Source organism: Psychrobacter sp. 1U2 (assembly GCF_051847575.1).
Genome location: NZ_JBPYDC010001704.1, coordinates 1 through 539 on the forward strand (window position 1 = coordinate 1; position 539 = coordinate 539).

General features: G+C 36.4%; 1 protein-coding gene. It reads right to left on the bottom strand.

Going from position 1 to position 539, the window contains the following annotated elements:
- A partial coding sequence (locus tag ACS8FD_RS23980) for an alpha/beta fold hydrolase (protein ID WP_439277687.1) occupies positions 1–193 on the bottom strand: 193 nt, incomplete at its 3' end.
- Positions 194–539 lie beyond the last annotated feature (346 nt).

The window sequence follows — 539 nt, forward strand, 5'->3', positions numbered from 1 at the left end:
AAAACCTGTATTTGTCAGTAAGCGGCAATATAAAAGGTAAAAACTCGCGCGCATCCATGCCATACGCATGGAGCAAAATGACAGGTCTGCCTTTGCCAATCACAGAGACAGGAATGATTGTATCGTCAGTCTTGATGATGCTCAAAGTCTGTAATTGGTATTGTGACGGTATTTTTAGCCAGTCTTTTATCATGGGCGGCAGCTTCTTGTTTTCATTTCATTTATGGAGGTTCATTTTATAATTTTAATATTAAAATGCTCAGCACAAAACATTTTTATATTAGTAAGGCGTGTTATAGTAAAAAAAGCATATTTAACAATAATATAAGTATAAAAATATCTATCAGAGCCATGTCGTCAAAATAATAATTCAATGTAAGAAGGAAATAAAAATTTATGAGTAGAGCGACATTATCCAGTCTTGATAGTAGCCTTTATCCTCAGGTCTGGAGCCAGCTGACTTTTACGGATCCACATGGTTTATTAATGGCGCTTTTGACGGGTGATCTGGCGTTAGAACCCAACGACTTTACCAAACG